This is a genomic window from Avibacterium paragallinarum, assembly GCF_011765605.1.
GTDB lineage: Bacteria > Pseudomonadota > Gammaproteobacteria > Enterobacterales > Pasteurellaceae > Avibacterium > Avibacterium paragallinarum.
The window spans coordinates 581,547-607,057 of the sequence record NZ_CP050316.1 but is presented as its reverse complement, the minus strand read 5'-3'; the positions used below and the strand labels follow the sequence as shown (position 1 = coordinate 607,057).

The 25,511-nt window shown below is 42.9% G+C and carries 19 protein-coding genes, 2 pseudogenes and 2 riboswitches; of the genes and pseudogenes, 10 read left to right on the top strand and 11 right to left on the bottom strand.

Translation table 11 applies throughout. The features are described 5' to 3' along the window. Positions 1–4: 4 nt before the first annotated feature. Complete coding sequence (locus HBL79_RS03045) at positions 5–1,048, top strand: Gfo/Idh/MocA family oxidoreductase (RefSeq protein ID WP_046097412.1); 1,044 nt, start codon at positions 5–7, stop codon at positions 1,046–1,048. Between the two features lie 446 nt (positions 1,049–1,494). On the opposite strand, the gene rplY is transcribed toward HBL79_RS03045, so the two are convergent. After that, entirely contained in the window at positions 1,495–1,782 is a 288-nt protein-coding gene (rplY, locus tag HBL79_RS03040) for a 50S ribosomal protein L25 (protein WP_017805712.1), read from the bottom strand. A 240-nt stretch (positions 1,783–2,022) separates the two neighbouring features. Between rplY and HBL79_RS03035 the strand changes: the two genes are divergently transcribed. Then, positions 2,023–2,631, top strand: a complete 609-nt coding sequence (locus tag HBL79_RS03035) for a DedA family protein (protein ID WP_017805714.1) — start codon at positions 2,023–2,025, stop codon at positions 2,629–2,631. A 48-nt stretch (positions 2,632–2,679) separates the two neighbouring features. Here HBL79_RS03035 and uvrC read toward each other — a convergent pair whose 3' ends face one another. Next, positions 2,680–4,512, bottom strand: a complete 1,833-nt coding sequence (uvrC, locus tag HBL79_RS03030; RefSeq protein ID WP_035685730.1) for an excinuclease ABC subunit UvrC — start codon at positions 4,510–4,512, stop codon at positions 2,680–2,682. Between the two features lie 158 nt (positions 4,513–4,670). Next, positions 4,671–4,759, top strand: a riboswitch (TPP riboswitch). A 76-nt stretch (positions 4,760–4,835) separates the two neighbouring features. Here uvrC and HBL79_RS03025 point away from each other — a divergent pair. From HBL79_RS03025 to HBL79_RS03015, 3 genes are read left to right on the top strand one after another with little or no spacing between them, the layout of a single operon-like run. Then, positions 4,836–5,549, top strand: coding sequence for an ABC transporter ATP-binding protein (locus tag HBL79_RS03025; protein ID WP_035686008.1), 714 nt, complete (start codon positions 4,836–4,838; stop codon positions 5,547–5,549). Next, a complete protein-coding gene (locus HBL79_RS03020; RefSeq protein WP_046097413.1) occupies positions 5,549–6,304 on the top strand; it encodes an ABC transporter permease in 756 nt (251 codons plus the stop codon). The genes HBL79_RS03025 and HBL79_RS03020 overlap by 1 nt, the downstream gene beginning before the upstream one ends. A gap of 8 nt (positions 6,305–6,312) precedes the next feature. Beyond that, a complete protein-coding gene (locus tag HBL79_RS03015; protein WP_035685733.1) occupies positions 6,313–7,257 on the top strand; it encodes an ABC transporter substrate-binding protein in 945 nt (314 codons plus the stop codon). A gap of 289 nt (positions 7,258–7,546) precedes the next feature. Here the strand turns inward: HBL79_RS03015 and kdsB are convergent, their stop codons facing one another. The 6 genes and pseudogenes from kdsB to HBL79_RS12590 form a co-directional block, all read right to left on the bottom strand. Next, complete coding sequence (kdsB, locus tag HBL79_RS03010; protein WP_035685736.1) at positions 7,547–8,329, bottom strand: 3-deoxy-manno-octulosonate cytidylyltransferase; 783 nt, start codon at positions 8,327–8,329, stop codon at positions 7,547–7,549. After that, on the bottom strand, positions 8,326–8,508 hold the full coding sequence (locus HBL79_RS03005) for a Trm112 family protein (RefSeq protein WP_035685738.1): 183 nt from the start codon (positions 8,506–8,508) through the stop codon (positions 8,326–8,328). Before HBL79_RS03005 ends, kdsB begins: the two co-directional genes overlap by 4 nt. Positions 8,509–8,670: 162 nt before the next feature. After that, positions 8,671–9,681 (bottom strand): tetraacyldisaccharide 4'-kinase, encoded by a 1,011-nt coding sequence (gene lpxK / locus HBL79_RS03000; RefSeq protein WP_035685740.1) that lies wholly within the window; start codon positions 9,679–9,681, stop codon positions 8,671–8,673. 15 nt (positions 9,682–9,696) lie between these two features. Beyond that, positions 9,697–11,445: a lipid A ABC transporter ATP-binding protein/permease MsbA gene (msbA, locus tag HBL79_RS02995; protein WP_035685742.1), complete on the bottom strand. Its 1,749-nt coding sequence runs from the start codon at positions 11,443–11,445 to the stop codon at positions 9,697–9,699. A 218-nt stretch (positions 11,446–11,663) separates the two neighbouring features. Further along, positions 11,664–13,594: pseudogene (locus tag HBL79_RS12595) on the bottom strand (DNA internalization-related competence protein ComEC/Rec2). A 45-nt stretch (positions 13,595–13,639) separates the two neighbouring features. Beyond that, positions 13,640–14,128 (bottom strand): annotated as a pseudogene (locus HBL79_RS12590) (DUF4131 domain-containing protein); the annotation flags it as partial. Between the two features lie 177 nt (positions 14,129–14,305). Further along, a riboswitch (TPP riboswitch) is annotated at positions 14,306–14,403 on the top strand. Positions 14,404–14,611: 208 nt separating this feature from the next. Here HBL79_RS12590 and thiM point away from each other — a divergent pair. The 4 genes from thiM to HBL79_RS02970 are packed head-to-tail and all read left to right on the top strand — an operon-like array spanning position 14,612 to position 18,121. Beyond that, complete coding sequence (thiM, locus tag HBL79_RS02985) at positions 14,612–15,415, top strand: hydroxyethylthiazole kinase (RefSeq protein ID WP_035685744.1); 804 nt, start codon at positions 14,612–14,614, stop codon at positions 15,413–15,415. Positions 15,416–15,426: 11 nt separating this feature from the next. Further along, positions 15,427–16,245: a bifunctional hydroxymethylpyrimidine kinase/phosphomethylpyrimidine kinase gene (thiD, locus tag HBL79_RS02980; protein WP_035685746.1), complete on the top strand. Its 819-nt coding sequence runs from the start codon at positions 15,427–15,429 to the stop codon at positions 16,243–16,245. After that, positions 16,238–16,900, top strand: a complete 663-nt coding sequence (gene thiE / locus HBL79_RS02975) for a thiamine phosphate synthase (protein ID WP_035685748.1) — start codon at positions 16,238–16,240, stop codon at positions 16,898–16,900. Before thiD ends, thiE begins: the two co-directional genes overlap by 8 nt. Further along, positions 16,901–18,121, top strand: coding sequence for an NRAMP family divalent metal transporter (locus HBL79_RS02970; RefSeq protein ID WP_035685750.1), 1,221 nt, complete (start codon positions 16,901–16,903; stop codon positions 18,119–18,121). 108 nt (positions 18,122–18,229) lie between these two features. Here the strand turns inward: HBL79_RS02970 and HBL79_RS02965 are convergent, their stop codons facing one another. The 3 genes from HBL79_RS02965 to HBL79_RS02955 form a co-directional block, all read right to left on the bottom strand. Continuing rightward, positions 18,230–22,135 carry a S6 family peptidase gene (locus tag HBL79_RS02965; protein ID WP_035685752.1) on the bottom strand — a complete coding sequence of 1,302 codons (3,906 nt, stop codon included), beginning with the start codon at positions 22,133–22,135 and terminating at the stop codon, positions 18,230–18,232. A 79-nt stretch (positions 22,136–22,214) separates the two neighbouring features. Then, positions 22,215–23,588, bottom strand: coding sequence for a DNA repair protein RadA (gene radA, locus HBL79_RS02960; protein WP_035685755.1), 1,374 nt, complete (start codon positions 23,586–23,588; stop codon positions 22,215–22,217). Continuing rightward, complete coding sequence (locus HBL79_RS02955) at positions 23,581–24,672, bottom strand: CYTH domain-containing protein (RefSeq protein WP_035685759.1); 1,092 nt, start codon at positions 24,670–24,672, stop codon at positions 23,581–23,583. Before HBL79_RS02955 ends, radA begins: the two co-directional genes overlap by 8 nt. A gap of 155 nt (positions 24,673–24,827) precedes the next feature. On the opposite strand from HBL79_RS02955, the gene HBL79_RS02950 reads away from it, so the two are divergent. After that, entirely contained in the window at positions 24,828–25,508 is a 681-nt protein-coding gene (locus HBL79_RS02950) for a TIGR00153 family protein (protein ID WP_035685763.1), read from the top strand. Positions 25,509–25,511: the final 3 nt, after the last annotated feature.

The window sequence follows — 25,511 nt, the reverse complement described above, 5'->3', positions numbered from 1 at the left end:
TAAAATGCAAAAAATTCATATCGCTATTGCTGGCTTTGGAATGTCTGCCAAAACGTTCCATATGCCATTTTTAGATCTCGATCCTCGCTTTCAGGTTTGTAAAGTGTTTGAGCGTCAAATGGAAAATGCCAAAAAAGCCTACCCTTATCTTGAGGTGGTACATCACTTTGACCAATTACTCACTCCAGACATTGATTTAGTGATTATTACAACGCCAAATCTCACCCATTATGAAATGGCAAAAAAAGCCATTCTCGTGGGAAAACACGTGATTGTAGAAAAACCCCTTGCTATTTATGCCAAGCAAGCAGAGGAACTTGATTTACTCGCCAAACAACATAATGTAATGCTTTCGGTTTATCAAAACCGCCGTTGGGATAACGGTGCATTAACAGTGAAAAAATTGCTGAAGCATAAGATGCTTGGCGACATTGTTCGTTATGAAATGCGTTATGAACGTTTTAGTCAAAAACCTAACAGCAAAGCGTGGAAAGAAACGGGCGAATTTGGTACGGGATTAGTTTACGATCTGGGCGTGCATTTAATCGATCATTGTGTGGATTTATTCGGAATTCCTACCGCACTTTATGCGGATATGACCGCTCAACGTCCCGATGCAAAGTCAGAAGATAATTTTGACATTATCTTTTATTATCCCGATAAAAAAGTTGTACTCTCCGCTACAAAATGTGCAAGAGAACCCGCCCCCTATATTATTCTACAAGGCACGCAAGGTAGCTATATCAAACCAACAATCGACAATCAAGAAGCCTTATTATTAAAAGGCATTAAGCCTCAAGGTCATTGGAATGCTGAACCAGAAAAAGATTGGGGGTTATTGCATACCGAAGTGAATGGAATGATTATTCGTAGCTCAATAGAGAGCGAACGCGGTAACTACCAAGCCTATTATGACAATATTTATACAGCACTCACAGAAAAAGCCCCGTTACAAGTTACCGCTCAACAAGCAATTCAAGTCTTAAAACTGATTGAGCTTATTTATCAAAGTGCAGAAGAGAAAACAAGAATAAATATCACAAAATAAATAATAACAATTCTCATTAATTAAAACATAGAGTTTCTCTATAATTTTCTCACATCTCACTAAATATCAGCAAAAGCCAAACTAGAGGCGATTAAAGTGACAAGTTTAAGTTTTTTCATTGAAAAATCCTCTTAAATGAAAGAAATAAGTAAAAAGGAATGCCATTTATACCAATTTAGGGGGGGCAAGAGATTTTTATGTTTTTTTGCGATAAAGAAGGGATTTTTATAAAAAATGTCAGTTTTTATACAAAAGAAAATAGCTTAACTCATTAAAAATAACTTCATTTTCACCAAATCGCCGTGATTGGTAAAGCTAAAATAGCCCCATATTACTTCTGATAATTTAATGAAAATTAAATAAAAAAAATCTGCATCTTAGTTAAGAAAATAAATTCAGCCTAAGATGCAGACAAATTAAATATAATTTAATTCTGATACCAAAAATTATACGCGTTTGAAATCAACGTGAACCAATTTTGGTTTGAATGGGTGGCGTTGCATTGCTTGCACTTTTACTGCCACTTCTTTTCCATCGATCACAAGAGTAATTACCTCAGAATAAAAAGTCTCGTGAACTTGTGCATTATTCACCTCATCGTGTCTTAAGGTGATTGAAATAGGTTCTTCTTTCCCACCATAAACAATCGCAGGAATTTGCCCATTATGACGCAGGCGGCGGCTCGCACCCTTACCTTGCGTAGTACGCACTTCAGCGTTAAATTTGAATGACATAATTGTATTCTCTTAATATAAAAGTTAATCGAAAAAATTGCAGGCGACCCAGCAATTCCACAAAATCAAGCTTAAAGAAAACTTTAAGACGGTGAATTATAATAAATATGTCAATATAAGGCAAATGGAAATCCCTTTGTTTCTATACTTATATATTTTTAATGGCTATTTTCACAAAAAAAGTTACAATAATCAGAATGTTGAACTTCAATTCTCTAACAAAATCAATGCGGATTTGATATGGAATTTTTAATTAACTTTTTTACTGACTATGGTTATTTAGCTGTTTTATTTGTTTTAATTATCTGTGGCTTTGGTGTGCCAATCCCCGAGGATATCACGCTTGTTTCAGGAGGGGTAATTTCTGGTTTAGGCTACACAAATCCACATATTATGCTGATAGTCAGTATGTTTGGCGTATTACTTGGTGATAGCACGATGTATTGGTTGGGGCGTATTTATGGCGTAAAAATTCTACGTTTCCGTCCAATCCGCAAAATCCTCACATTAAAGCGTCTGCAAATGGTGCGTTCCCAGTTTGATAAATATGGCAACCGTGTTCTATTCACGGCACGTTTTTTGCCTGGACTTAGAGCACCTATTTATATGGTTTCAGGCATTACCCGTCGTGTCAGTTTTATCCGCTTTGTGTTTATTGATTTCTGTGCAGCAATTATTTCTGTCCCCATTTGGGTTTACCTTGGGCATTTTGGTGCGAGTAATTTAGAGTGGTTACACGCCCAAATTCAAAAAGGGCAACTCGTTATTTATCTCATCATTGCAAGTATTGCACTATTTCTCTTTTGGAAATGGAAAAAAAGTCGAACCAAAAAGACAGCGCAAGAATAATCTCAATATTACCGCTTTATAGAGCGGTAATACTATGATGAAAATTTTTTAATCCCCTCGCATTGTTTCAAAAATTTTTTCTGCAAGAGATTGAGAAATGCCAGGAACAGATGCAATTTCATCAAGGCTCGCTTTTTTCACGCCTTGCATTCCACCAAGGTATTTCAATAGGGCTTGACGACGTTTTGCGCCAACGCCTTCGATAGTTTCTAATCCGCTTTGGGTGAAGGCTTTTTGGCGTTTTTTGCGGTGTCCGCTGATGGCGTGGTTATGGCTTTCATCACGGATATGTTGGATTAGGTGCAAGGCAAGGCTGTCTGGCGGCAAGTTGATTTCGCGATCTTGCTTGCTGATGATGAGCGTTTCCAAGCCTGCACGGCGATCCACACCTTTCGCCACACCAATTAAGTGCGGTCGTTTTTTGTCCCATTTTACCTTGAGCTGTTGGAACACTTGTAAGGCTCGGTTAAGCTGTCCTTTGCCACCGTCAATAAAGATTACATCAGGAATTTTTTCTGCGTCCAGATCTTTATCATAGCGTTTCAATAAGGCTTGCTCCATTGCGGCATAATCATCACCGCCTGTAATGCCGGTGATATTAAAACGGCGATAATCAGATTTCAGCGGCCCATCTTGATTAAACACCACGCAAGAAGCGATGGTTTGTTCGCCCATTGTGTGGCTGATGTCAAAACATTCCATTCGTTGGATTTTTTCAATGCCAAGCAAATCTTGCAACGCTTGATAACGTTCGTTAATCAGCGTGGATTGTTTCAGTTGGGTAACCAACGCCGCTTGGGCATTCATTTGTGCCAGTTGCAAATATTTGCTTTTTTCCCCTTTGGCACTGTCTTGAATCTGCACTTTTCGCCCCGCTTGCTCTGATAACAGGCTTTCTAGCTGGGCTTTTTCCGCGAGTTTGTGATCCACAATAATGCTGTTCGGCACGCTTCGCCCTTGATGAGCCTGTAAATAAAACTGTCCGACAAAGGTGGCGGTGAGTTCGGATAAATCCGTATTGGCTGGCACTTTTGGAAAATAACTACGGTTGCCCAAAATCTTGCCTTGTCGAATAAACAGCACTTGTACGCAAGCGATGCCCAGTTGGTAGGCAATGGCGATAATATCAATGTCATCAAGGCGATCATTGCTGACGAATTGTTTTTCGATTACCGCTCGCACCGCTTGAATTTGATCACGAATGCGTGCTGCTTCTTCAAAATTTAACCCTTGGCTCGCTTGTTCCATTTTGGCGACAAGGTGATCCAGCACTTGCTGATCCTTGCCTTGCAAAAAAAGGCGAGCGAAATTCACTTGCTGTTGGTAATCCTCATCAGAAATATAGCCCGCTACACAAGGGGCGGAGCAACGCTCAATTTGATATTGCAAACAAGGGCGTGAGCGGTTGCGATACACCGAGTTTTCACATTGTCGCACGGGGAATAATTTTTGTAATAATGATAGGGTTTCCCGCACCGCCCCCACATTGGGATAAGGTCCAAAATATTCCCCCTGAATTTTCTTACTACCACGGTAAGCGGTAATTCTAGGGTGGCGTTCTTTGGTGAGAAGAATGTAGGGGTAAGATTTATCATCACGCAACAATACGTTATAACGCGGCTGGTAGGTTTTGATGTAGTTATGCTCGAGTAGCAAGGCTTCTGTTTCGCTTGAAGTGATGGTGGTTTCAATGCGATGAATGGCTGCCACTAAAGCTTCCGTTTTTTTACTCGACACATTGCGACGAAAATAGCTCGACAGGCGTTTTTTTAAATCTTTCGCTTTGCCCACATAGATCACCTGATCCTTCGCATCATACATTCGATAAACACCAGGCGATTGCGGTACATTAGCCAGAAATTGTTTAGGGTTAAAAGTCATTTTTCTTTGCGTAGCGTTCAATAATGGCGGCTAACATACACCATTTCAGCGGGATTTTCATCAATTTCATTTTTTCATTCGCGAAAACCAATGTTCAAAACTGTGATCGCAATCACGGTTTTATTTTTGCATTGCAAACGTTTTTTTTATACACTGAAGAACATTAGTCGGGGTGCTGTTAAGCTGAGATGATACCCGTGAACCTGATACAGTTAATACTGACGTAGGAAACTAACAATGCAAAATACTTATTCTTTTTTCTCCATTATTCCCTCACCATTTCCTCGTTGTGTTCCCTTTTTTAACCTTGTGCGTTAAAAATGATGAATGCGATTGAAATTCGTGATCTCAGGTTGCATTTCGATAATCAACCGCTGTTTGAGCATTTCCATTTTTCCGTGGAACAAGGGGAATGGGTGGCATTATTGGGTGCGTCGGGCATCGGGAAATCCACCTTATTGCGAGCCATTGCAGGGCTAGAAACCCAAGCCATTTCGGCGGGTCGTATTCAGTGTCAAGGTAAAGTCGCGTGGCTCGCTCAGCAAGATAGCCTTTATCCTTGGCTGTCCATTTTGGATAATGTGCAGCTCTACCAACATTTAACCCAATGCAAAACAAAAAATAGCGAAAAAAAAGCCCGCACTTTATTAAGTGCGGTCAAAATGGAAGCACATTTACACAAACCTTGCTACCAACTTTCTGGCGGGCAACGCCAGCGTGTCGCCTTGGCTCGCACCCTAATGCAAGAGGCGGACATTATTTTAATGGACGAGCCATTCTCCGCCCTAGATGCGGTAACTCGCTTGCAATTACAACAACTTTCTCACCAACTGTTGGGCGATAAAACCGTGCTGCTGATTACGCACGATCCGCAAGAAGCCCTGTTTTTAGCGGATAAAATTTATATTTTACATCAGCAACCCGTGCAACTTTCTCCGCCAATTATCCCGCAAGGTCAGCCACCAAGACACTTTGAACAACAAGCCCTTTGGCAATTACAACAATCTTTATTCGAACAATTAATGGAGCGTGATTAATGTTTTGTTACAAAGATCTTGTGCGATTTTTCGCAATCACTCTTTGCTTTGCTCTTTGCTGGCAAGGGGCGATTACCCTTTTTCACATTCCGCATTATTTGCTCCCCGATCCCATTTCAGTAACGCAAGAATTGACTTCGCAATGGGCATTATTATTTTTGCACGCCAAAGTTACCCTGTGGGAAATAGTATTAGGCTTAGTGCTAGGCTTTCTCTTTGGGTTAAGTTCCGCCCTTTTGCTGGCCTCCTCCGCCACCCTATCCGCCTTTTTATTGCCGATCTTCATCGCCTCACAAGCTATTCCTGTGTTCGCCATCGCCCCGTTGCTCGTTTTATGGTTCGGCTATGGCATTGCGTCAAAAATCGCAATGACCATTTTGATTATTTACTTTCCCGTTACCGCTGCCTGTTACGACGGCTTACGCAACACGCCGAAACAATGGCTGGAGCAAGCACAATCTTTCGGGATCAGCTCTTGGCAACAGCTCTTCCGCGTACGCTTACCCGCCGCTCTGCCTGCTCTCGCTTCAGGCTTACGCATCGCCGTTACCGTTGCACCGATTGGAGCGATTGTGGGGGAATGGGTCGGCTCATCGCAAGGCTTGGGCTATTTAATGTTACAAGCCAATGCACGCGTTCAAATTAGTTTAATGTTTGCGGCGTTATTTATTCTGATCGCCATCGCATTATTGTTGTATTTCGCGGTAGATCGATTTTTACGCCGTGCTATCCCTTGGGCATCGCATTTACGTTAGGAGAAAAAATGAAAAAACTATGCCATTTACTCAGCTTTATTTTAGCTTTCACCCTCAGTGCAACCGCACAGAGCAAAGAAAAACTGACCTTATTGCTTGATTGGTTTGTCAATCCCGATCACGCTGCCATTATCGTAGCACAGCAAAAAGGCTTTTTTGCTGCCAATGATTTAGAGGTGGAAATCGTTGAACCAGCCGATCCCTCAATGCCGCCGAAGCTCATCGCCGCGGGGCAAGCGGATTTAGCCGTAGATTATCAGCCGCAATTACAAGTGCAAGTCGCCGAAGGGTTGCCTTTAGTGCGTGTCGGCACGCTGATTTCCACCCCACTCAATAGCCTTGTGGTGCTAGAAAGTAGCAATATTCAGCAACTCAGCGATCTGAAAGGCAAAAAAATCGGCTATTCCGTCAGTGGCTTTGAAGATGCCTTGTTGAAAGCAATGCTCCATTCGGTGCAACTTTCTTTGTCTGATGTGGAATTGGTGAATGTAAATTGGTCTTTATCGCCCGCTTTATTTAGCGGTCAAGTAGACGCGGTGATCGGGGCTTTCCGCAATTTTGAGCTTAATCAAATGGATATGGAGAAAAAACCAGGACGTGCTTTTTACCCCGAAGAACACGGCGTGCCGTTGTATGACGAGTTAATTCTCATCGCCAATAAAAACCGCCTTTCACCGCAAAAACTGCGTGCTTTTTTGACCGCACTTGAACAGGCAACGGTATATGTGTTAAATCACCCAGAGCAAAGCTGGCAAGCCTTTATCAGCTACAAACCTAAAGATTTGGATAACGAACTCAACCGCTTAGCTTGGCGAGATACCCTGCCTCGCTTAGCCTTACGCCCAAGTGCGTTGGATAATGTTCGCTATGAAAAAATGGCAACATTTATGCAACAACAAGGCTTAATCAAACAAGTGCCCAAATTAGCAGACTACGCCATTCAAGTGGAGTAAACAAAAAACAGGCGAAAAAACCACCGCACTTTTATTGCCTTGCACGGGGGACGGGGGTTATTAGCCCCATTCAGTTAAAGCAGAAAATCGCAACGAGGCTCAGAGAAATAAACGCCATATAATCCATATGGCGTATTTTGACTATTTCATTTTACTAAACCGTGCGAGGCGAATTTATCCCAAACTCTGCGAGAACAAAAAGAGCTACAAAGTGGCTCTGATAAATAAACGCCATACTGCTCATTTGGCATTGCATAACGCTATACAGATTATTCAGCGTAACATACTGCTACGCAGAAAAATCTGTCGCGAAAATTGACCGCACTTTTTCTAAATCTTCTGGTGTATCCACGCCTACTGCAGGCACTTCTTTGGCTAAATCAATATGAATTTTTTCGCCATACCACAACACGCGAAGTTGCTCTAAAGATTCGATATTTTCCAACGCGGTAGGCTGCCATTGGGTATATTGTTTGATAAACCCTGCTCGGTAGGCATAGATCCCAATATGGCGTAAATACGGAGTTTGCAAGGTCAGTTGCGTTTTTTGTGCGTCCGATAAGCCCGCAAACTGGTCGCGATTCCAAGGGATCGCCGCTCGGGAAAAATACAGCACGCTGCCCGTTTTATCCGCCACCACTTTCACCACGTTCGGGTTAAACAACTCTTCCGCCTCATTTAACGGCACGGCAAGGGTTGCCATTTTTACCCCATTATTTGCCAGATTATCTGCCACTTGTTGCACGATCACAGGTGGGATCAACGGCTCATCACCTTGAATATTCACCACAATTTCATCATCGGACAGGGCTAATTTTTCCATCACTTCCGCTAAACGCTCAGTCCCTGAGTTGTGGCTAGCAGAGGTCATACAAACTTCACCACCAAAGGCACGCACGGCATCAGCAACCACGTTATTATCCGTTGCCACCACTACACGATTTGCCCCCGATTGCTTCGCTCGTTGCCAAACGTGAGCAATCATCGGCTTGCCCGCAATCTCCGCCAAAGGCTTGCCAGGTAAACGGCTAGAAGCAAAGCGGGCGGGAATAATTACACTAAATGCGGTCATTGTGCGTTCTCCGTAGGGTTTAAGGGAATGGCTCGCTCGGCTAATAAAACGGGAATGCCGTTTTCGATGGGATATGCCACTTGTTCAAAAGTGCAAATTAACTGGTTGTTTTCTTTATGATATTTCAAGCGACCTTGACAAATTGGGCAGGCTAAAATATCAAGTAATTTTTCATTCATTATTCTTTCCTTTTCGCTATTTTTCCTTTTCACAATTTTCACCGAAGCAATCGGCAATGTGAAAGTGCGGTCTGTTTTTCTTGCGTTTTTTATGCATTACCGCCGTTTAAATTTAAAATAAGGCGAGGCTTTAATGCGAAATAACGCCATATTATTTTGAGATCAAAGGGCGATATTTTGCTGATTTTCTTTTATTCGCTGTATTAAATCTGCGATAAACCCTTGGCTCTCATCAGAAGCAATCTCCGCGTCCACTGGCACATACCACCAATTAGGTTGTGCGAAAGCTTGGCATTTCACTGCGTCTTTTTCCGTCATAAAGAGCGGTCGGTTTTTATCGAATTTTTCAAATAGATCCAATGTGTAGGCTTGGTGATCCTGAAAAGCGTGGCTCTCTGCCACCACAATATTTAACCCTTGCAACATTGTAAAAAATCGTTGTGGATTGCCAATTCCTGCCACGGCGGTGATCCCTTGCTGTGCAAAATCTGCCAAAAGACGCGTTTCCCCTGTTTGCAAATGAATGGCATATTTAGGCATTAAGGTCATTACACTTAAGCTAAAAGGCGTTGCCCCGCCGTTATTGATGATCCAATCCACTGAATTTAAGCGACTTGGCGGTTCTCGCAATGGGCCTGCGGGCAGAACACAACCGTTGCCGAACTGGCGTTGTGCGTCAATCACCACAATTTCTTTATCGCGTTGCAATTTATAATGCTGTAAGCCGTCATCGCTGATAATGACATCACAAGGGAAATGCTTGAGTAAATGTTCAATCGCCTGCTGACGGTTCGGCGAAACGCACACGGGAGCATTAGTGCGTTTGGCAATTAATAAGGGTTCATCGCCCGTTTCAATGGGGTTATCTTGCACGGCAACTAAACGCGGGTAATGGGTGGCTTTACTGCCGTAGCCGCGAGAAATCACGCCCACCTTCACTCCTTGTTGCTGTAACTGCTGTACTAGCCAAATCACCACTGGGGTCTTTCCATTACCGCCTACAGACAAATTCCCCACGATCACTACAGGCACAGGGGCTTTGTAAGAAGCCAAGATTCCCCGTTGATAAAGGGCTTTCCTCAGCTTTGTGATCAGCCAAAAAAGTAAGGCAAAAGGCGACAATACCCCTTTGAGCAACACCGCTTTTATATCGGATTGATACCAAAAATTCATTATCGCCTCGTTGTGTTAATGGTTAAACTGCATTTGGTGTAGCTGTTTATACGCCCCATTCAATGCCAATAATTCTTGGTGCGAGCCTCGCTCTTTGATTTCACCGTGTTCGATCACCAAAATTTCATCGGCTTTTTCAATGGTGGATAAACGGTGAGCAATAACTAAAACCGTGCGTTCTTTTTGCAATTCTTCCAGCGCTGCTTGGATTGCTCGCTCTGATTCCGTATCCAACGCCGAAGTCGCTTCATCTAAAATCAGTACAGGGGAATTGCGTAACAAAGCACGGGCAATGGCTAAACGCTGGCGTTGTCCGCCCGATAAACTCGCCCCGTTTTCCCCGATCACGGTATCCAACCCTTGATCTAATTTTTCAATAAATTCCATTGCGTGAGCGGCTTTAGCCGCTTTAATGATGTCCTCACGGCTGTATTTATCCGCTGCGGCATAGGCAATATTATTGGCAATGGTGTCATTAAATAAATGCACCTGTTGCGACACCACCGCACAATTTTCACGCAAGTTATTTAGGCGATAATCCTGAATATTTACGCCGTCTAAGGTAATTTCGCCTTGCTGAATATCATAAAAACGGGTAACGAGATTAGCAATGGTAGATTTCCCAGAGCCAGAACGCCCCACCAATGCCACTGTTTTGCCTTGCGGAATGTCAAAAGAAATATGATTTAACGCGGGGTGTTCTCTGCCTTGATAGCTGAACGTAACCTCTTTGAAAGAAATATTTCCTTTGGCTTTTTCCACTTCATAAGTGCCGTTATCCTTTTCTGTTTCCATATCTAAAATGGAAAACAAGGTTTGACAGGCTGCCATTCCGCGTTGAAATTGTGCGTTCACATTGGTGAGGGATTTCAACGGTCGCATCATCGCCAACATTGAAGAAAACACCACCGTGAACGAGCCTGCGGTTAAATTTTGGCTCATAATTTCAGGCACTGTGGCTAAATACAGCACCGCCGATAAAGCAAATGAAGCGATAATTTGCACCACGGGATCGGAAATGGCATCAGCCACCATCACTTTCATTCCCTTGCGACGCATATCGTTACTCACTTTATTAAAGCGTTCTTCTTCCAATTTTTGCCCGCCGAAAGACAACACGACGCGATGCCCTTTCAACATTTGTTCCGCGGCGGAGGTGAGTTCGCCCATTGAATTTTGCATATTTTTGCCTAATTCACGGAATTTTTTCGACACCATACGAATCAGCACCGCAATGATCGGCCCAATGATAAATAGCACGAGGGAAAGTTGCCAACTGGTATAAATCATCACCCCAAGCAAAGAAATAATGTATGCCCCCTCACGCACAATGGTAACCAGTGAACCAGAAGAGGAATTTGCCACCTGTTCGCTGTCGTAGGTGATACGAGAAAGCAATTTTCCTGATGAGTTTTGGTCAAAAAATGGCACGGGCATATACATTAAATGGCGGAATAAGCGGCGGCGAATGGTCATCACCACTTTGCCCGAAACCCAGCCTAAGCAATAGGTTGAAACAAAACTGGTTACGCCACGCACCATTATCAGCAACACCACGATAATAGACATCATTCGTAAAAAGCCCACATCGGCTTTTCCGAAGCCGTCATCAAGCAACGGTTTAAGCATTTGAATTAATGCCGCGTCCGCCAACGCATTGAAAACCAATGTAGCGGCAGCGGCAATCAGCCCCGCTTTGAAAGGGGCGATAATCGGCCATAAACGTTTGAAGGTTTGTAGCGTAGTTAAATCTTTATCTTGCATAATTGAAGTTATTTAAATTAAAAAAACCTCGCCATTCTACCCTTATTTTTCCTACAAGCCAATTATCATCATTTGATTTAACCTTGCGAGGCACGACAACGCGTTACCTCATTTCCCCTATTTCAATGAAAAATAGAGCAAGACAACAATCCAAATCGTACTTTGATACAGAATAACGTCCTGTGATTTGAAATCAAACCACGGTAACACTTGCACGGCTACAATAATTCCCGATACCAAGGGGAAAACGTTCCCCGTGCGGTGTCAATGCTGATATTTTCAGGCGGTGGTTTCTTGGCTGAAAAAGAAAGGAGAATTTGTCCAAAATCTGCCGTATTTAACACCGCACTTTGCTGTGCTTGCAAACGTGCTAACACCGCGTAATGCGGGAAATGCCAAGGGTTTCCCCGTCCACTAGAAATCAACGCAATGCTAGGTTGCAAGGTTTTCACCAATGCCTCGCTGGTAGAGGTTTTGCTGCCGTGATGTCCGACCTGTAACACGTCAATTTTCCCTGCCTTGTAAATAAACTGTGGTTCAATTTGGCTTTCCGCGTCGCCTGTGAGCAACACTTTATGCCGCCCATCATCGATCAACAGCACGCACGAATCATTATTTTCCGCTCGTTTCACCACCTTTTGCGGTGAAAGGGCTGAAATCTGCAACCCTTGCCACTGCCATTGCGTTCCCGCGAAACAAGAAGTGCGGTGCGTTTTTCGCTCGATTTTTTCCGATGACGTAATGAGCGTCGCATTGGGATAAGCCCGCAACACCGCTTCAGCCCCGCCTGCGTGATCATTGTCGTCGTGGCTTAAAATAAGGTAATCCAGCACAATACCCTGCCGCCGTAAATAAGGCAAAATTTCTAATTCTGCCATACTTCCGCCACGCCAGGCTGCGCCCGTATCATATAAAATGCCACGCTGATTTTTCACGATCAAGGTGGCAAGCCCCTGCCCCACATCAAGGGTTTCAAGCCGCCAAGCGGGTTGCCGAAAATGGGTTACCAACAAATTTCCGCCATTGACGAGAAAAATAAGCACCAGTACAACACCTAGCTTTTTTAAGCATAATACTGAGGGGATTTTGTCAGGGTTTAACCTCCATTTCCATTTTGCCAAAGTGCGATCCTGAACGAACGGAATGGATTTTTGCCTATTCAGCGAGTGATTTTTCTGTACCTGCCATAAGCCAAAAACATAGCTCAGCCCCAATGCACACAGCCCAAGCCCGATCCATTGCGATTGCGTTTGGGAAAGATCGATCCATTTATGTTGCCAATTTGACAGAAAAACGGTGATCTTTTCTGCCAATTCATTTGCTCCTTGCCAAGAAGAAAATGTGCCGTTACTGAGTACCGCAAATAGCACGAGCGGAACAAGAAAAAAGCTGAACAACGGTACAGCAAAAACATTCGCGATCATTCCCGCTAAAGAAAAACCGTGAAAAAGTAAAGCTGAACGGGGGTAAACACTAACAATAAGCCCAGTTGCAAATGCAACAATGCTACGCACCAGCGTAGTATGAGCTTACCGATTATTGCCCCTAAAGAGAACGGGCGATCCTGCCTGACTAAATCAGTTCGTGGCTGAAACAAATCCAACGGCACATATTGATACCATAAAATCAAACTTGCTACCGCCCCTACTGATAGCCAAAAACTCACCGATAGCACCATTAACGGCTGGCAGAAAATCAGCACTGCTACCACCCGCTGAAAATATTGCCAAGGGGTGTGATAAAAACGCAACCCTCGCACTAAACACACTAGCCCCAATGCTACCAACGCCCGCAGGGTGGGAATAGAAAATCCCGCTAAATAGGCATAAATCAACGCGATTATTGCCCCAATAAAAAGCGGAAACATCGGCGTGATCCAATAGGTCGGCAAGCAAAATTGTATCCCTCGAGCAATGCCAACGCCAAGCAACATTGCCAAGCCAATATGTAGCCCTGAAATAGCGATAAGATGAGCGGTATTGGTTTTTTGGTAGATTTGCCAATGAGTTGGCTGCAACCACGCCCGTTCACCAAATCCTAACGCCAGCAATAGCCCTTGCATTGAGAGGGCTTGAGTGTGCTGAAATGCGGTTTGTAACCTTGCTTCCCGCCAAGAAAAATCTTCCGAAATTTTGACCGCACTTTTCACCCTTGCATAGGCGGTAATCCCCTTTGAAAAATACCATTTTTGCCGATCAAATCCCCCCTCATTTAGCCGACTAGACAATGGACGTAGGGATAATTCCGCTCGCCAACGCTGTCCGACAGCCACTTTTTCCGCCCTTTGCCATTGCACATAAAGGCGTTGTTCAGGCAGGGTTTCATCAAGCTGAGCGGTGGCGATAAGGGTTTGATAATCTTGCTGATGTAGTACTTCGACAATGCGAATTTCCCGCTCAATGCGTTTTTCAAGCCCCGCAACGGCGTGAGCCTGCTGTAAGAGCTGCTGTGCCTGATAATGAAAATCCGCAAGGCATAGCACAAATATCGCACCATAGGCGAAAAATTTCGCTAGTCCTTGACGCTTAATCCAATAGGCAACGCCACAGCCCACCACCGTAATCCCCGCCAGCCACGCACTTTGCTTTGGCTCAAGCAAAAAAGATTGCGGCACAAAAAGCAAGGTTAAGCCCGCGGCGATCACAAGCCATAACAGGGTATCGAGCCTCAGGCCAATGTTCATCGCGTTCAGCCATTTCCACTTTGACATAAAAACACTATGAAAAAAGCACCGCACTTTGACAAGGTGGCAATTTCATTTTTGCGATCTAGCTCGCAAAATTAAAAAATACTTGGCAAATTTGCGAGAAATTGTGTGTGTATTCATTGTATTCATTGCCATTTCTTTGTAGAGTAAGGGAATTAATAGTCGGGGTGCTACTTAAAAAAGTGGCTGAGATGATACCCGTTGAACCTGATCCAGTTAGCACTGACGTAGGAAACTAATGATGAAAACAAGCCTAAATTTATACCGCACTTTATTTCTCTCTTTTTTATTTTTCGCCATTTCGTATTTGTCTTTCACCGTTGTTCAATAACGCAAAGGGGGACGTGTTTATTTTCACTACGTTTCACATAATGCGATCACCTTGTCGCCTTGTTGTGCAAGCAACGGCTCATCGTGCTACCCTATTTTTATTTCAAATCATCTTCACAGGAGAACAAAATGGACTTTAATTTAATCGCAAAAATTCGTAAGCAGAACCCACTTATCCATAACATCACCAATATTGTGGTCGCCAATTATGTGGCAAATGGCTTGCTCGCACTGGGGGCTTCGCCGATTATGGCGGACGCGGAAGAAGAAATGGCAGATTTGGCTAAATTTAGCTCCGTTCTAGTCATTAATATTGGCACGCTGGATTCTTACAAAGTGAAAGCGATGCTAGCAGCGGGGAAAGCGGCAAACCAAGCGGGCATTCCCGTGGTGTTAGATCCCGTTGGCGTAGGGGCAACTGCCTATCGTAAAGCGGTGGTGGCTCAACTGCTTTCGCACATTAAATTCACTGCCATTCGTGGCAACGCGGGGGAAATCGCCCAACTGGCTGGCATTCATTGGTCGGCGAAAGGGGTTGATGCGGGGCAAGGTGAAAGCGATGTGGCAGAGATCGCCAAAGTTGCCGCTCAACAATATCAATGCGTTGTGGCAGTGAGCGGTGAAGTAGATTATCTTAGCGATGGAAAACAGCTCGCTACCATTCACAACGGCACGGCAATGTTCCCGAAAATTACGGGATCAGGCTGTTTGCTTGGGGCGGTGATTGGGGCGTTCTTAGCGGTTCAGCCTGATCAACCATTTAATGCTACCGTGCAAGCTTGTACTGCCTATGCGGTGGCGGGAGAATTGGCAGCCGAGCCATTAGGAGCGAAAAAATATGGTCAATTTTATACCGCACTTTTAGATCAGCTTGGTGAGCTTGAAGATCAGCAAGTGGCTCAATATGCCAAGGTTTATTACACGGATATTTAGGAGGAGGCACAATGACGAAAATAGCCCAAGCCCTGACGATTGCGGGGTCTGACAGTGGTGGCGGAGCGGGCATTCAAGCGGATCTGAAAACCTTTCAAATGCAAAAGGTGTTTGGAATGAGCGTGATCACCGCCGTTACCGCACAAAATACTCTTGGTGTAACCGATATTCACCTCGTGCCAACACAGAGTATTCAAGCCCAGTTGCAAGCCATCGTGGCGGATTTTTCCCCTAATGCAGTGAAAATTGGAATGCTTGGCACGGCAGAAATTATCACGACCGTAGCGACCTTTCTAAAACAGCATTCATTGCCTAATGTGGTGCTCGATCCCGTGATGATCGCCAAAGGTGGGGCGAGCTTGTTGGAACAATCTGCCATTCAAGCAATGCGAGAGCAACTCTTGCCACTCGCTGATGTGCTTACCCCAAATTTGCCTGAAGCGGAAGCCTTAACAGGGCTGAAAGCGGAGGATTCAGCCAGCCTGCAACGCATTGCCGAAACCCTACAAAAAATGGGGGCAAAAACCGTGATCATTAAAGGCGGCCATCAGCAAAATTCGCAAAGTGCGGTGTGTAAAGATGTGATTTTTACCCCAACTTACGCTTTTGAGCTGGAAAGCCCTCGCTTCAACACGCCACACACGCACGGCACGGGTTGCACCTTTTCCGCCTGTTTAACAGCAGAACTTGCCAAAGGGCAATCGCTAGAGCAAGCCTGCAAAACGGCGAAAGCCTTTATCACCAGTGCGATTACGCACCCATTACATATCGGACAGGGCCACGGCCCAACCAACCATTGGGCATATTCACAGGAGCAACAAAATGGATAAATCAATTTTACGTTGTTATTTAGTGGCAGGCACGCAAGATTGCCGCCATTTCCCCACTTATGCAAGCAATCCGCAACAGGCATTATTAACCCGTTTAGAACAAGCCTTACAAGCGGGCATTACCTGTTATCAATTTCGTGAGAAAGGGCAATTTTCCCTGCAAGATCCGCAACAAATTGAGCAATTAGCCCGCCAATGCCAAGCCTTGTGCCAACAATATAACGTGCCATTTATTATGAATAACGATGTGGCATTAGCGGAAAAATTAAACGCCGATGGCATTCACGTTGGGCAAAAAGACACCGCTGTAGAGCAATTAGCCCAGCGACTTCAAGGCAAAATGTTAATCGGCTTATCGGTAAACACCTTAGCACAAGCACAACGCCATAATGATTTTAACGGCGTGGATTATTATGGGTGCGGTCCAATTTTCCCGACCTTTTCTAAAGCAGACGCTTCCCCCGATGTTGGCATTGATTTCGTGCATTACCTACGCCAACAGGGAATAAACAAGCCATTAGTCGCTATTGGCGGCATTAAAACCGAACACGTTGCCCCATTATTACAAGCTGGTGCAGACGGTGTGGCGGTGATTTCGACAATTATGCAATCAAAAAATCTCATCTCAACAGTACAAAAAATTTTAGGAGAATAAATGATCGCCAAATTTCCTTCATTACGCCGTTTAGGTCCTGGAATGATCATGGCGTGTTCCTGTGTGGGCGGCTCTCATATTATCGCCTCCACACAAGCGGGGGCATATTATGGTTATCAATTAGCGGTACTGATCGTGTTAGTCAATATACTAAAATATCCATTCTTTCGTTTTGCCTTTGATTATAGTGCGACACAAAATAAAAGTGTGTTGCAAGGCTATGCGGAAAAAGGCAAAAGCTATTTATTGCTTTTTCTCTGTTTTAATCTATTTGCCACAGTGGTGAATATTGCTGGCGGAACGCTTTTATCCGCAGTGTTGCTCGCAATGTTACTGCCTTTTAAGATGGATCTTAACTGGCTCAATATTATTGTTCTGCTCAGTTTCTTGGTCGTTTTATTTTATCGCCAATATCAGCGATTAGATAAGGTATCGAAAAGCATTATGCTACTGCTTTCGGTGATTACTACCGTTGCGTTATTTCTTGCTTTAAACAAATCGCCAACGGTTATAGATAGCAAGTTTGTTGCTCCCAATGCTTGGAGTTTCTCAGCCATTCCTTTTTTGATTGCCTTAATGGGCTGGATGCCAGCACCAATGGAACTGAGTATTGCCAGTTCATTATGGGTGGTACAAAAAAATCGGCAAGATCCTAACTATCGGAAAAATCATAGCATTGATTTCAATACAGGTTATATCACAACCATTATTCTCGCATTAATGTTTATGGCATTAGGAGCATCAGTGCAATATGGACAATCTCTTGCCCCTTTAAGTGGGGGAAAATTTATTCATCAATTTGTTGAAATGTATGCAATTAGTATTGGCGAATGGACACGCTGGTTTATCGCCTTAATAGCTTTTATTTGTATTTATGGCACAACTATTGTTGCTGTTGATGGCTATTCGCGTTGCAACTTACAAAGCGTTCAATTACTTTATTCAGGAGCAAACGCCGATGTCAATAATGAAAAAGGCTTACGCTATTTTATGCTATTTGCTTGCTTGGTTAGCTTTATCATTATTCAATTTTTTAGTAGCTCCATAGGAAAAATGATCCCCTTTGCGATGACAGCCTCTTTTATCTCTGCTCCGATTTTTGCTTGGCTCAATCTAAGCTTAGCCCGCCAACTCGTCCCAAAATCTAGCTTATTATTCCTCGCAAGGCTTGGTTTGGTCTATTTACTGGTGATGATTATAGTGTATTTTTGGGCTACATAATATATTGTCATATGAATGTAGAACACACCGTAAATGCTCAATCATATTTTAAAATTAAACATATAAATAACCCCATAACAAATTATGGGGTTATAAATGACTGAGGATTTAAAAAATATAACCTACATTTAGGCTAAGTTCTTTGGCACTAGAAGACTCACGCCCCCTTTCATAGGTCAATGCAGTTCTTACATACCATAGCCCCAAATTCATATTTAGCCCAGCTTGATATTGAATACTACGGTTAAATTGTTGCTGTAATCCGTTATTATTCACCAACGCTGCATTATTAAATACTTTACGGTTTGCATCAAAATAATGAACTGCAATACTTGGTGTAATGAAAAATTCATTCCACAACCAAGTTTTCGATAATTCCGCTCCCATCTGGTAATTAACTAAATTTAAAGACCTAGTGCGAATTTCGGCGCCCTTCAATTCATAATTCACCGAACTCAAATGGTGATAATGTAATCCCGCAATAGTTTTGAAATCTACATACCCTAAAGCCCATTTTTTACCTATCACCGACCCTACACTAACGATATTACGTTTAAAATTAGCCGTTTTGTCGTCTAACGTAATAGTGTTATTTGAACGACCATAGCCCAGATCTAAGGCTACAAATAATCCTTGTGTATTTTGCACTGTTGCATAAACGGTCGCTTGTGAATAGACTGTTTTACCCCTTGCATTTTCATACTCAATACTTGATCGCGTTTGTGATACCACACCACCAAGACGAATTCCCTGCTCATTCATTGCACTTTCTGCACCCAACTCTGTATAAGTGCTGCGTTGCTCATAAGCACGGTAATTATCCGATTGATAATTCGCTTTCTGTACATCTAAATTCGTCCATACTTGGGCTTGACTCCCCCTTTCTTGAAGATAATGTTGATTTAAACGCTGATCATTTTTTAATGCCACATTCACTTGAGCCGAAAGCTCCGACAATGCAGTGTTTGATATACGGCTAATTAACTCAGATTGCGTTAAATTTGCTGCCTCAGCCTTTTTACGCTCTTCTTCTTGACGCTTCGCCTCTTCCGCTGCTTTACGTTCTTCTTCCTGACGCTTCGCTTCTTCTGCTGCTTTACGTTCTTCTTCCTCAATTTCTTTTTCTACAATAGGGTTATATAGACGAAATGTCCCCCCATCCTGAATCAAGTTATAACGGTAAGCACCAATATCCGCATAACTATTTTGCAATGTTACGGTTAAATTTTCAGATGAATTAGCTGTTATTAAGGTTAGGCGATCTTTGCTACGCTGTGGTTCATTGCCAATATCATTCACTACAAGTAGATGATTACCTGATGCTTTTCCGTTTACCACAACTTTATCGCTGTTTAATGTAGAAAAGTTAGTGCGGTAATAAAATTTTCCATTTCCGCTTAAATCACCATTAACGGTTAAGGTATTAAATGGTTTGTCATTCTGACTAAGTGTGATTTGTGAATTCTGGTCTAAATGTAAATTTCCTACCGTACTATCACCCGTTAATGTCCAATGTGCTTCGGGAGATAACGAAGTTCGACTCGAATTCTCTCCTTGAATTGAACCAACAAAATCCGTTTTCCCTAAGTTTAACTGACTTTGTTGCGTTAAAGTAATATCCCCTGTTAATGCCATTCTTGGAATCGTTGCCAAAGTCTTTTCATTATAATTTGGGGAATCACAACTGACACTTCCTGTATAATCAGAACGTAAACAAACTTTTTGCCCCGATTGATAACCCAAATTCAATATCGCATTATCGGTTGCACTAATATTTGCATCTAGGGAAGAAACACTTCGCCCTACAGTGAGTGTAGAATTATTGGCAACAGAAATATTTTTCGCTGAGAAATCACGATTAATCCAATCATCTTCAAAAATCACCTCACGATTATTCAACACATCACGAGCGTGCGGGGTTGGTATGCCTTCTAAGATAACCTTTCCACCTTTGATAGAAAGGTCACCATTAAGATTCATTCCGCCAGATAATAAGAGTACCGAATCATCTCGTGCTGGCTGGTAGTTCACATTAAGCACACCGTTTGGTTTATCCGCTGATTTTTCTCCTAAATATCCACTAAATGCTGTAAACAATAGTTGCTGATTTTTGCGTTCTAAAATCGTTTCTACTGCACTAGCACGATCACTGCCTAAATATTCCCAACTATCTGAACTAGCTTGGTTTGTAGGGTAATAACTTCCGGCTTTGCCACCTGATTTTAAAGCGAAATAATCCTTTCGCCCGCTTATAGCATATTCATAAATGTCAGAGCCAGCTTTTCCCCAATTTCCCCAAGTTAAATCTTGTTCGGAAACCGTTACACCTGTTAAGGTTAAATTCGATGATTTATCCGTGCGATGATTAACAACTGTCGCACCATCATCAGAATGCTGGATACGTTTAAAGCTGAGATCATTACCATTTAAATCTAAACGTCCGCCACGAAAACCAAAATACAATTTATTCGGATCAATTTGATCCGCACTTTGTAAAATCAAGGTCGGACGCCCACTTACCACACCAACCTGATTAAATGCCTGTTTTCGACCTTGCTCATCTTCCTGCTGATCTAAAATGACAGTTCCATCACCGATACTAATGTCTCCTAGGTTATTTCCCACACCTTGAACCAATAAAGTTCCTGTCCCTAACTTTGAAAGACGATCGCCTTCAGGATTAGCTATTTTCCAAGTTACTGTTTTATCCTTAGCAACCAAAACGCCACCACCTAACCACGTTTGGTTCGTTTCAGGCTTCACAGTAAAATTTGTATTGAAATAGAGTGCTCCAGCTCCCGCATTAATGTTGTCTTTAACTAATAAAACACCCCCATCTACACCATCAAAAATCACACTTTTCCCATAATCTAATGATGGACGTTCTTTATCTGTATCTTGTGATTTTAAAGATTCATTTCTTAAAGGCACAGCCAATGCGGTGCTTTCTCCCGCTTTAATACTACTGGTTTCAGGGTGAAGAGCATCAACACTCCATTCCCAAACTTGATTTTGTTGCGTATTCTGAATAGTCCCCGCCTTGGCTCTTTCTTGTACAGCATTAACATAAGAAGGGCGTGACAATGACCAAATGTTCCCATAACCATAATCAGATTTTAGAACACCTACAATCACCCACTTTTTCTTTTGAGCATCATACCCTAGTAATGCAGAACCACTATCACCACTTCGTCCATAACTTACCATTGGCCCATAAATAGAACCAAATAAGGTTATTGGCTTATCCGTGATCCGTTTCCCTTCTGGCGTGATCGTTCCATTTGCCACAACATTAGTCGCATTAGCTTCACTCATTGTGTGAGTGACACCACCTATAACATACTTATATGCACTACTCAAACTGATCGTTTTGCTATTATCTTCCGCACTTTCTTGAACCTCTTGTTTTCCTGAACCCACTCGTATATAAAGAGGAAAACGCGTTAAATCCGTCAAAATTTTTGTATTTTCTTTTCCATTTGGCGTTAATACATCGGTCAGTTCTGCGGGAGCTACCTCCGTTACCATTTTATGTAAACGAGGGATATGATAATCTTTATCTTGCGAGTTTGAATAAGTGACCCCATCCCATTCATCGGGAAAATTGTTTCGATTAACCAAAAGGTAAGAAAAATGGTGAGAATCTGGGTTTGTATCTTCTCCACCAAATAAAACTTGAGAATATCCGACATTATGCCGAACACTAGTTATAAAGGAAGGATCGATTAAATTGGCAAATGCCCCATTCTTATTTGCTGTTTTGAGATCAGGCATAGGAATATTATCTTTCAACATAATGCCTACATCTTGACCGTTTTTGTCAAAAATATGAATGTTTGTCGCACCGATTGAAAAGAGACCTTTATTTTCACCAAAATCACGAAAATATTGGTAATCAACATCTCCCCTTACTCGAGATGCCTCCGCGTTCAACGCCACAATAGCTAAACTAATGCCTAATTTAATTGGATTAGAAAAAGATTTAAATAAAAGATTAGATTTCTTAAAGTTCATTGAATTTTAATTAGTTATAAGCAATCTTGCATTATAACTAATTAAATCGCAAAATACCCCCCTCAGAAAGAGGTATATTCTATATATTATCTAAAATATTTAACGCATCAATCAATTTTTTCACGGTAAAAACCTGCATATTTTTGACCGCACTTTTCGGTTTATTGGCAAACGGGACGATAGCACGGGTGAAGCCGTGTTTGGCTGCTTCGGAAATTCGTTCTTGTCCGCTTGGTACGGGGCGGATTTCCCCCGCTAGCCCCACTTCGCCGAACACCACCAGATCTTTTGGTAATGGACGATTTCGGAAGCTAGAAATCAATGCCAGTAATAAGGCCAAGTCTGCACTGGTTTCACTCACTTTTACGCCACCTACCACATTGACAAACACGTCTTGATCAGACATTTGCAAGCCACCGTGACGATGTAGCACCGCTAATAATAAAGCGAGGCGATTTTGCTCCAATCCCACCGCGACCCGTCTGGGATTAGCCAGCATTGAGTGATCCACCAAGGCTTGAATTTCCACCAACAGCGGGCGTGTTCCCTCCCATAGCACCATTACAGAACTTCCCGCCGTTTCTTCTTCGCCACGGCTTAAAAAAATAGCAGAAGGGTTTTTCACTTCTCGCAAGCCCTGTTCCGTCATCGCAAAAATGCCCAATTCATTCACTGCACCAAAGCGATTTTTGTGGCTACGCAAGGTGCGAAAGCGGCTATCCGACTCTCCCTCTAATAATAACGAGCAGTCAATAGCGTGTTCTAACACCTTAGGTCCTGCCAGCGTGCCGTCTTTGGTAACGTGTCCAACCATAATGATGGCGACTTGGCGAGTTTTCGCATAACGGGTCAAAAAAGAAGCACATTCCCGCACTTGGGAAACGCTCCCAGGTGAAGATTGAATATCCGAAAGGTGCATTACTTGAATGGAATCCACCACGATGATTTGCGGTTTAAGCTGATCGGCCAAATGGCAAATTTGCTCTACGGAGGTTTCTGAAAGCATATTTAAACGATCAGTTGGCAAGCCAAGACGGTTGGCACGCATTGCCACCTGTTGCAAGGATTCCTCGCCCGTAACATAAAGTGCGGTCATATTTTGAGCCAAACCACACATCACTTGCAATAACAGGGTACTTTTCCCCGCCCCAGGGTGTCCGCCGATTAAAATAGCACTGCCCGGCACGATCCCCCCGCCTAGTACACGATCAAGCTCATAAAACCCACTGTGAAAACGTGGCACTTCTTGCAAACTGATGTCGGCGAGGGTTTGAATTTTCGCCTGCGTTTCCCCCGCATAACCGCTAAAACGATCAGCACGGTTTGATTTAGCAGGGGCAAGACGTACTTCCGTAATCGTATTCCAAGATTTACAGGCGTTACACTGCCCTTGCCAGCGGACATATTCCGCACCACAATCGCTACACACATAGGCGGTTTTCGCTTTAGCCATTTTGTTCCTCCTCATTATTGGAATAAGTCAGTGAAAGCAAATCGAGCATTCGGTACAGATAAAAAACCGATTGCAATAAAGTGAATAATTCTGCGATTACTTGGGCGTTATTTTTGCTTTCACTGTGCAAGGTGATCAAAGCTTTACATTCCGCTAAACATTGCTGACTACTTGCCACCAAATTCAGCCAATGCCCCTTTAATTCCTCGCTCAGCCCTTGTTGATTAAAGGCATTTTCTAGGGCTTGGGCGTTTTCAGTATAAAAATGATAAAGATTGAAAAACGCCCCGATACGTTCCACCGTGCGTAAAAAATCCTCAGTGAAATAGGCTTGTCCTAAGGCGAAGGTTTCCTCAATTAAGGCTTGCTCAAGATGAAAAAGTGCGGTCAGTTTTTGCGTGAATTTTTCTGTGCCTTGGGCAAAATCCAGAAAATCCCGCCATTTGTCTAGCCAATTTTGTGCTTTAACAAGGCGGTTTTCTGCAAGCTGATAACCACGTTGGGCTTTACTCACCGCACTCAGGCGTATCCCATTATCTAACGGCAAGGCTCGCACAAAAGCAAGCAAATCAGCCACTTCGCCTTGCTTTAATTCAAACTCCACCTCGTGAATTTCCGCTTGTTTCTCCCCCGCGATGATTTTGCCTTGATCTATCGCCACTTCAATTAGCGTGGAAACAGGGGAAAGTGCGGTATGAATTTGCAGGGTTTTTCGTGCGAAATCCGTCGCAAAAATGGGCTGTAATTGCAAGGCTTTCCACGCAGGATCGAGGTGATATTTTTCCACTAACAATGCCAAATCAGGCGTTTCATTGGCTAATGACACATTATATTCAGGGCGAATATGCAAGCCCCCCATTGTGCGTCCTTCCGTTTTTAAAGTGAGGGTAAATTGTTGATTTTCTTTACGAACTCGCAACCCCATTTTGTTCTGAGCAAAAAATCTATCCGCAGTATCATAATAGGTATTGCCGAGGAAAAGCGTGTTTTGCTCTTGCACATTGCTTTGTGATAATAATGCTTTTTCCACAGACGCCATCGCGGAATGGGCGATTAATAGTTTTAATTCAATTTCTGTACTCATTTTGAGTATTCCTTCTAAACATCAGCAAATTTTTTCATATTATCTAATAATTTGCTTGTTTTTTCGATCAAATATAGTGTATTTTTACGCCGCATAGGTTAATCCTAGCCATATGCACAAAAAATTATCAACCTAACCCCTAGAAGGAGTTATCTATGGCAGTAAATAATATCTTAGGATTATTTGCTCATTCCCCTTTAAAACCATTGGCTCGTCATTCAGCAAAAGTTACTGATTGTTGTAAATATCTCATTCCTTTCTTTGAATACACCTTTCAAGGTGATTGGGAAAATGCAGAGAAATTACGCCAAAAAATTTCTGAAACAGAACGCCAAGCCGACAGCTTAAAACGAGAAATTCGTTTAAAATTACCTCGTGGGCTGTTTATGCCAATTGAACGCACGGATTTATTAGAATTGGTTACCCAACAAGATAAGTTAGCAAATTATGCCAAAGATATTGCGGGTAGAATGGTAGGGCGTCAATGCTCTTTCCCAAGCAAAATGCAAGAAGATTTTATGAAATATGTCGCTCGCAGTATTGACGCAGCAGAGCAAGCTCATTTGGTGATTGATGAAATGGACGGTTTACTTGAAACGGGTTTCAAAGGCCGTGAAGTCCAATTTGTGAATCGAATGATCCAAACCTTAGATGAAATTGAAGATGATACAGATCAAATGCAAATTAAATTACGCCTAATGTTACGCTCAATGGAAAATGAATTTAACCCAATTGATGCAATGTTTTTATACAAAATCCTTGAGTGGATTGGCGTACTTGCTGATCAAGCCCAACGTGTGGGTTCGCGAATTGAGTTAATGCTGGCTCGTTCATAATTG

Excerpts from the sequence above, each read along its gene's own strand:
- HBL79_RS03045 (WP_046097412.1), top strand. The coding sequence starts at position 5 with ATGCAAAAAATTCATATCGCTATTGCTGGCTTTGGAATGTCTGCCAAA.
- rplY (WP_017805712.1), bottom strand. The coding sequence starts at position 1,782 with ATGTCATTCAAATTTAACGCTGAAGTGCGTACTACGCAAGGTAAGGGT.
- HBL79_RS03035 (WP_017805714.1), top strand. The coding sequence starts at position 2,023 with ATGGAATTTTTAATTAACTTTTTTACTGACTATGGTTATTTAGCTGTT.
- uvrC (WP_035685730.1), bottom strand. The coding sequence starts at position 4,512 with ATGACTTTTAACCCTAAACAATTTCTGGCTAATGTACCGCAATCGCCT.
- HBL79_RS03025 (WP_035686008.1), top strand. The coding sequence starts at position 4,836 with ATGAATGCGATTGAAATTCGTGATCTCAGGTTGCATTTCGATAATCAA.
- HBL79_RS03020 (WP_046097413.1), top strand. The coding sequence starts at position 5,549 with ATGTTTTGTTACAAAGATCTTGTGCGATTTTTCGCAATCACTCTTTGC.
- HBL79_RS03015 (WP_035685733.1), top strand. The coding sequence starts at position 6,313 with ATGAAAAAACTATGCCATTTACTCAGCTTTATTTTAGCTTTCACCCTC.
- kdsB (WP_035685736.1), bottom strand. The coding sequence starts at position 8,329 with ATGACCGCATTTAGTGTAATTATTCCCGCCCGCTTTGCTTCTAGCCGT.
- HBL79_RS03005 (WP_035685738.1), bottom strand. The coding sequence starts at position 8,508 with ATGAATGAAAAATTACTTGATATTTTAGCCTGCCCAATTTGTCAAGGT.
- lpxK (WP_035685740.1), bottom strand. The coding sequence starts at position 9,681 with ATGAATTTTTGGTATCAATCCGATATAAAAGCGGTGTTGCTCAAAGGG.
- msbA (WP_035685742.1), bottom strand. The coding sequence starts at position 11,445 with ATGCAAGATAAAGATTTAACTACGCTACAAACCTTCAAACGTTTATGG.
- thiM (WP_035685744.1), top strand. The coding sequence starts at position 14,612 with ATGGACTTTAATTTAATCGCAAAAATTCGTAAGCAGAACCCACTTATC.
- thiD (WP_035685746.1), top strand. The coding sequence starts at position 15,427 with ATGACGAAAATAGCCCAAGCCCTGACGATTGCGGGGTCTGACAGTGGT.
- thiE (WP_035685748.1), top strand. The coding sequence starts at position 16,238 with ATGGATAAATCAATTTTACGTTGTTATTTAGTGGCAGGCACGCAAGAT.
- HBL79_RS02970 (WP_035685750.1), top strand. The coding sequence starts at position 16,901 with ATGATCGCCAAATTTCCTTCATTACGCCGTTTAGGTCCTGGAATGATC.
- HBL79_RS02965 (WP_035685752.1), bottom strand. The coding sequence starts at position 22,135 with ATGAACTTTAAGAAATCTAATCTTTTATTTAAATCTTTTTCTAATCCA.
- radA (WP_035685755.1), bottom strand. The coding sequence starts at position 23,588 with ATGGCTAAAGCGAAAACCGCCTATGTGTGTAGCGATTGTGGTGCGGAA.
- HBL79_RS02955 (WP_035685759.1), bottom strand. The coding sequence starts at position 24,672 with ATGAGTACAGAAATTGAATTAAAACTATTAATCGCCCATTCCGCGATG.
- HBL79_RS02950 (WP_035685763.1), top strand. The coding sequence starts at position 24,828 with ATGGCAGTAAATAATATCTTAGGATTATTTGCTCATTCCCCTTTAAAA.